At 53.2% G+C, this 6,071-nt stretch carries 5 protein-coding genes; 3 read left to right on the top strand and 2 right to left on the bottom strand.

Going from position 1 to position 6,071, the window contains the following annotated elements:
* Positions 1–128 precede the first annotated feature (128 nt).
* Genes KDK14_RS09535 through KDK14_RS09545 form a run of 3 tightly spaced genes read left to right on the top strand, consistent with a single transcriptional unit; the run spans position 129 to position 3,651 of the window.
* The gene (locus KDK14_RS09535; RefSeq protein WP_257264868.1) at positions 129–1,661 is read left to right on the top strand and encodes an NAD(P)H-hydrate dehydratase; all 1,533 of its coding nucleotides are present in this window, start codon (positions 129–131) and stop codon (positions 1,659–1,661) included.
* Positions 1,662–1,699: 38 nt separating this feature from the next.
* Positions 1,700–2,197, top strand: coding sequence for a tRNA (adenosine(37)-N6)-threonylcarbamoyltransferase complex ATPase subunit type 1 TsaE (gene tsaE / locus KDK14_RS09540; protein ID WP_257264869.1), 498 nt, complete (start codon positions 1,700–1,702; stop codon positions 2,195–2,197).
* Entirely contained in the window at positions 2,194–3,651 is a 1,458-nt protein-coding gene (locus KDK14_RS09545) for an N-acetylmuramoyl-L-alanine amidase (RefSeq protein ID WP_257264870.1), read from the top strand. The genes tsaE and KDK14_RS09545 overlap by 4 nt, the downstream gene beginning before the upstream one ends.
* Before the next feature lie 78 nt (positions 3,652–3,729).
* Here KDK14_RS09545 and KDK14_RS09550 read toward each other — a convergent pair whose 3' ends face one another.
* Positions 3,730–4,320 carry a WD40 repeat domain-containing protein gene (locus KDK14_RS09550; protein ID WP_257264871.1) on the bottom strand — a complete coding sequence of 197 codons (591 nt, stop codon included), beginning with the start codon at positions 4,318–4,320 and terminating at the stop codon, positions 3,730–3,732.
* Complete coding sequence (locus tag KDK14_RS09555; RefSeq protein ID WP_257264872.1) at positions 4,289–5,956, bottom strand: WD40 repeat domain-containing protein; 1,668 nt, start codon at positions 5,954–5,956, stop codon at positions 4,289–4,291. Before KDK14_RS09555 ends, KDK14_RS09550 begins: the two co-directional genes overlap by 32 nt.
* Positions 5,957–6,071: the final 115 nt, after the last annotated feature.

The following is a 6,071-nucleotide window of genomic DNA, read 5'->3' on the forward strand; positions in this document are numbered from 1 at the left end:
AGCGACAAAGTCCTGCGCGAGATTCGGGGCAGTTTATGAAATATCCGGGTTAGTTCTCTTGTTAGAAATGTTTGGTATAGATTGTCAGGTATCGTTTGCATAGAGTCCTTATTGTAGCGGGCACGCTTATGAATAACAGCTTACCAGAGTCTCTCTACACAGCGGATCAGGTTCGGCAACTGGATCATGTGGCCATCCACCAGCAAGGCATTCCCGGTTTTGAGCTGATGACCCGGGCGGCCGGGGCAGTGCTGTCCACCATTGTCCGCCACTGGCCACAAGCCAAAACCCTGCTGGTGCTGTGCGGGGCTGGCAATAATGGTGGCGATGGCTATATGGCCGCGAAACTGGCCAAAGGGCAGGGACTGAGGGTGTCGGTACTGGCCCTGAAAAATCCGGCGGAGCTTGAAGGCGATGCCCTCACCGCCTGGCAGGCCTGCGTTGATGCCGACGTGGTTATTCGACCTTACGACAGTAGCCAGTCTCTCGGTGCGGATGTGGTGGTGGATGCCATGCTCGGTACCGGACTTTGTGGTCATGTGCGGGGCGACTATGAGGCTGCCATAAAACGCCTGAACCATCTTGCCAGCCCGGTGTGTGCTGTGGATATCCCCTCCGGCCTCTGTGCTGATACTGGAGTTCCGCTGGGAGAGGCGGTCAAGGCCGGGGTTACCGTCTCTTTTATTGGCCTTAAGCAGGGGCTGATGACCGGGCTTGGCCCAGAGTATTGTGGCGAGCTGGTCTTTGATGACCTGGGCGTGCCTGAGCCTGTCTATCAGGCCGTTCCTTCTGGCTGTCGACGAATCTCTTTGGGGCAGTTTCGCGGTTGGCTGTCACCGAGACGCCGAGCCGCCCACAAAGGAGATTTTGGCCATGTGCTGCTCATCGGTGGTAATCACGGGATGCCGGGGGCGATCATCATGGCCGCAGAATCTGCCATCCATTGCGGTGCTGGCCGTGTTACCGTGGTTACCCGCAAGCGACACCTTGCCCCGCTGGCTGTGCGCTGCCCTGAGGTGATGGGGGTATCGGTCAAGCGTCGCTCAGGTCCTGGTTCTCTTGCCGATGGCAAGAATGTTATGGTGATTGGCCCTGGCCTGGGCAGGGATGACTGGGGGCTGAGGCTGCTGCAGGATGCCCTGGCGGCACAGTGCCCAGTGGTGCTGGATGCTGATGCCCTGAACCTGTTATCGGATCATCCACACTTGCTAAAGGGGCGAAAGTCCCCGATTATTTTCACCCCGCATCCCGGTGAGCTGGCCCGTTTGTCGGGTTTGGATATCCCAACGATCCAGAACAATCGATTTGCCGCGCTGGCAGACAGCCATCGACAACTGACCGCCCTCACGGTTGGGGCGCAGCCAGAGCTTACCCTGCTGCTGAAGGGGGCGGGAACGCTGCTGTTTGATGGCCAACACACCGCGCTGTGCCCTGATGGCAACCCCGGCATGGCGGTGGCCGGCATGGGGGATGTGCTCAGTGGCGTGATTGGTGCCCTGCTTGCCCGGGGTCTGGAACCGTTCAAGGCGGCGCAAATGGCGGTCTGGCTGCATGCTTCTGCCGCAGATGAGGTGGTTGCCGGGCAGGGTGAAACGGGTTTAAGGGCAACGGAGTTGATTCCGGTTATTCGACGACGGTTGAATTTTATCATTGATAATTAAGGGCCAGGCATGATAACTGGCGGTGTGTGGAAAGGCTTATGCAAGGCAGATATGAACTGCTGATAGAAAATGAAGACGCCATGGTGAGACTGGGGGCGCATCTGGCACAAGCCCTGGGTGAGCGGGGCATTGTTTTCCTGCACGGTGAGCTGGGCGCGGGGAAAACTACGTTCTGCCGGGGCGTTCTTCGCCACCTTGGCCATCAGGGCGCGGTCAAGAGCCCGACCTATACCCTGGTAGAGCCTTACCGGGTCAATAATCACAGGGTTTACCACTTTGACCTGTATCGCCTTGGTGACCCGGAGGAGTTGGAGTTTATTGGTGGTCGGGACTATTTCAGTGAAGAGGCGCTCTGCCTGGTTGAGTGGCCCTCCCGTGGACAGGGGGAGCTGCCACCGGCGGATCTGGACATTACCTTTGCCTGTCACTCGTTTGATAATGGCAATTTGCCCGGAAGGAAAGCGACGATTATCGCAGGTACTGAGGCAGGGAAGAGTGCGCTGGCAACCATAAGAGCGCTTCAGGGGGGCGGATGAGTCAGACAACAGGGATTGTTCGCCGGGTTCTGGCCAGACTTTCCTTAAACAAACGGGCAGCAACACCTGCGGGAAAAAAGGCCGCCTCAACTAATGATCTGCTATTTTCCGGTGGCAGGCGTCGTTTCGTCAAACAGCTGGGTATCCTGGTGGTTGGTCTATCAACCCTTAAGGCCCGGGTAACCGAGGCGGCCTATAAGCTGATTAATAATGTCAGACTTTGGCGGTCGCCGGATAAAACGCGACTAGTGTTTGATGTTTCCGATGCGGTTGAACACAACAAATTCCACTTGAGTAACCCCGGCCGACTGGTTATTGATGTTAATGGTGTCCGGCTCAGTGGCTCATTCAGTGGCCTGCAGCTAAAAGATACACCCATTGAAAAGATCCGCCACGGCACCCGTAATCAGAGTGACCTGCGCATCGTGCTGGATCTCAGTGCAAAAGTATCCAGCAAAAGTTTTCTGCTGAAACCCAATGCCACTTATGGCCACCGTCTGGTGGTTGACCTGTTTGATGAGCAGGGTACCAAGCCAAAGCCAGTAGTCAAACCCACGGGTCATCGGGATATTGTCGTGGCGATTGATGCCGGCCACGGTGGCGAAGATCCCGGGGCCATTGCCTACGGCGGTGGCTATGAGAAGCAGGTAACCCTGGCGATAGCCAAAGAGTTGGCCACCCTGCTGAGTCAGGAGAAGGGGTTCCGGCCCGTTCTGGTTCGAACCGGTGACTACTATATTGATCTGCGCCGCAGAACCCGGATAGCCCGGGATAACAAAGCCGACCTGTTTATCTCCATTCATGCGGATGGTTTTAAAGATCGTCGGGCGAAGGGGGCTTCTGTGTTTGCCCTGTCTCGCCGTGGTGCAACCTCTGAAACCGCCCGCTGGCTGGCCCAGAAAGAGAATGCATCAGACCAGATCGGGGGTGAAGGCGGTATCTCCCTGGGGGATAAGGACGATGTTCTGGCCGGGGTTCTGCTGGATCTGTCCATGACCTCAACGCTGTCGTCCAGCCTGGAAGTGGGCAATAAAGTGCTGGCCAATATGGGTGGAATTAACCGGCTGCATAAAAAACAGGTGGAGCAGGCCGGCTTTGTGGTGCTGAAGTCCCCGGATATTCCCTCCATCCTGGTCGAGACCGGGTTCATCACCAACCCTGAAGAGGCCAGAAAACTGAAGAACCGCAATCACCAGAAAGCGATGGCAAAAGCGATTTTTAATGGTGTCAAAAGCTGGTTCTACCAGAAGCCACCACCGGACACACTGATTGCCAAGTGGAAACAGGATGGCACCCTTAATACCCGGCCATCACGGTATGTCATTAAACCCGGGGATACGCTGTCCGAGATTGCCGATCAGTTTGATATCAGTATGAATGCCCTGAAACGTGCGAACCGGCTTTCAAGTACTAATAAAATTCGTGTGGGTCAGGTGCTGCAGATTCCTGATTGATGCCACCCGTACCTTTTTCAGGCATAAAAGCGTGCGGCGTGGCAATAAATGGCAGCGCAGCCCTTTGACATCAATAACTTATACTTCTTTTTCGGGGGCGTCGATGTTCCAGATGCTGACAGTATGATCGTCACCGCACGTCAACAATAGCCTCCCGGAGCGGCTGAAACAGCCTGTTTCGACTTGGCCTGTACCATGGCTCCCATCTGCCTTTTTGCGCCAATGGCCGTTACTGTCGTAGCCGTAGATTTTAAATTCATTTTTTTTGCTTTCATCAAAAGCCATTATCTGGAGCATGGCGTGGCTGTGGACGGGCTCTTCGCCGACATTGTCGACAACTCCTCGCTCGGTCCATAAACCGTTATCATCACAGCCCCACAGGATGATTATGTCTTTAGAACCACGGCAGTACAGCCTGAGCCTCTGCTCGGAGGCACTGAATACGACGTTTTCGATACTGAAGTAAGAGCCCCCGGCACAGGCCGGACGGTAGATGTCTGCTTTGACAACGGCATTACCCTCACCGTCAAATCCCCAGATCCTGCCTATAAGTCCATCTTTATTATGTCGGGTCAGAACATAGCGCCCCGATGGGCTGATGTCGGCATTTTTAATAGTCTCTTTTGAATGGATTTGTTTAACCTGATGGGGGGGGGTTATCGATATCATGCCGGACCTCAACGTTATCGCTGCTGCAAATCATCATACAGTTGGCTTCCGGGATAGCACTGAAGCAGGATTCCACATGATGATAGTAATTTCCTGTAGGTACCTTTCTCCATTTCCCCTTACCATCATAATTCAGGATTTGAACCAGGTTATTTTCGGTATTATAAATAAGAAGTACGTCTTCTGATGCGCTGAATTTCCAATGTAAACTTGCGGATTTCACCGGTTTCTCGGGAAGTACCTTCGTTTCAGCATAACGACCTTTGTCGTTCACACTCCAGATTCTGACTTTTCTGTCATAAGTTCTGATGGCAAGATGCTGTGCTGACTCGGTGAATTCAGCCCCCCAAATGTTCCCGGTGTAATTAAATAAACCCACCTCTTTCCAGTTGTTACCAACATGACCAATGATTATTAGTTGGTCATGTTCATAAACGTCATAACTTTTGGTGTACATAACCCCATGATGTCCAGCCTTACTGAAGGCAGCGTGAACCCTTTTGCCGTGGCTGTTAAATGAATATTGAGTTCTTATACTGCCGTCATCACAAATGCTCAGAAGTGCTGCGCCGGTTTGTGAAGTGACCAGGATATCACTGCCGCTGGGGCTGAATTGGCAAGAGACATTCTGATCCCCGTCGTTCGAACATGCGCGTACCCAGCGGCCATCACTGTTACAAAGGTAAACTGCGAAGGTATCGGTCTGAGCTTGATCGGAACGGCTGATGATCGCCAGTGCCCGCTCTGTAGGTGAAAAGTGAATGCCCTTTGGACGGCCGTTATAGGTTATCTCTGCCTGTTCTATCCAGCTGGGCCCTTGCGCGAGGCACCAGATTTTGCAGAGGTCTTTTCCCGCAACCAACCCATAGCGCCCGGAAGGGCTGAAGGTGGCTTCTAAAATATTTCGGACCCTGAGAACGCGTTCCTTCCGCCAGTTCCCATTTTCATCGCAACTCAAACAATGAGCTTCATTTACACTGCCGATCAGGGCGTGGCGTTCCAGGGGACTAAAACTGACCTTTTGGATCCACCCATCAACAGGAACCACCAGTTTGCGCTCAAGTTGATAGGTGTCCCACTGGATCATCTCCTTGATGTCCCTGGAAAACATCATTTCAGAGGGGATGAATTGATCGATCTGAACATCCGGAGGTATACCGTCGCCGTTTTTGGCCGTTGTGTTTGACATTTTCCGGGGGTCAGCCTGGTCGGCGGGGTTGTCCGTGGCTGGCTGTTTCAGGCGGTTGGGTGTGTTGCCATAACAGGTGTTTTTAATGTGCAAAATCGAAATAGCATCGCATAAACTGGCCATGCTCCCGGTATCAAAACCGCCAGGAATAGGGTATGGGTTCTGCTTGCTTGCTGCAGCAGAACTGACATAGATGTGTTGATATGGCCAATTTTTCTTGATGTCGCGGGAGGTAATCGCCGCCAACCTGAGCTGGCCATACTCTTTTTGTAACTCCAAAATCTCAGCGCAGCTGAGGTGCGTAGCAATGTCCCCGGATTTTCTTAGAGGCATCCCGTAAAAATACGATGAATGGCCGGAAGCGTCAGCGGGATTCGTATTTTGATTAACGTTATGCTTGATGGTCGCCAAGCTTGCTGCTGGTTCGTGATCAAAACAAAAATTCATGGTTTACTTCTTTCTGAATGAATTAGCGGAAGTTTCAGCGATGGTCTTCATTTATGCTTGGGAGCCTGTCCGAGAATAGCGCCCGTAGCGAGGATGGCAGAAAATTGAGGATAAA

Origin of the sequence: Endozoicomonas sp. ONNA2 (assembly GCF_024606365.1) — a bacterium.
Lineage (GTDB): Bacteria > Pseudomonadota > Gammaproteobacteria > Pseudomonadales > Endozoicomonadaceae > Endozoicomonas.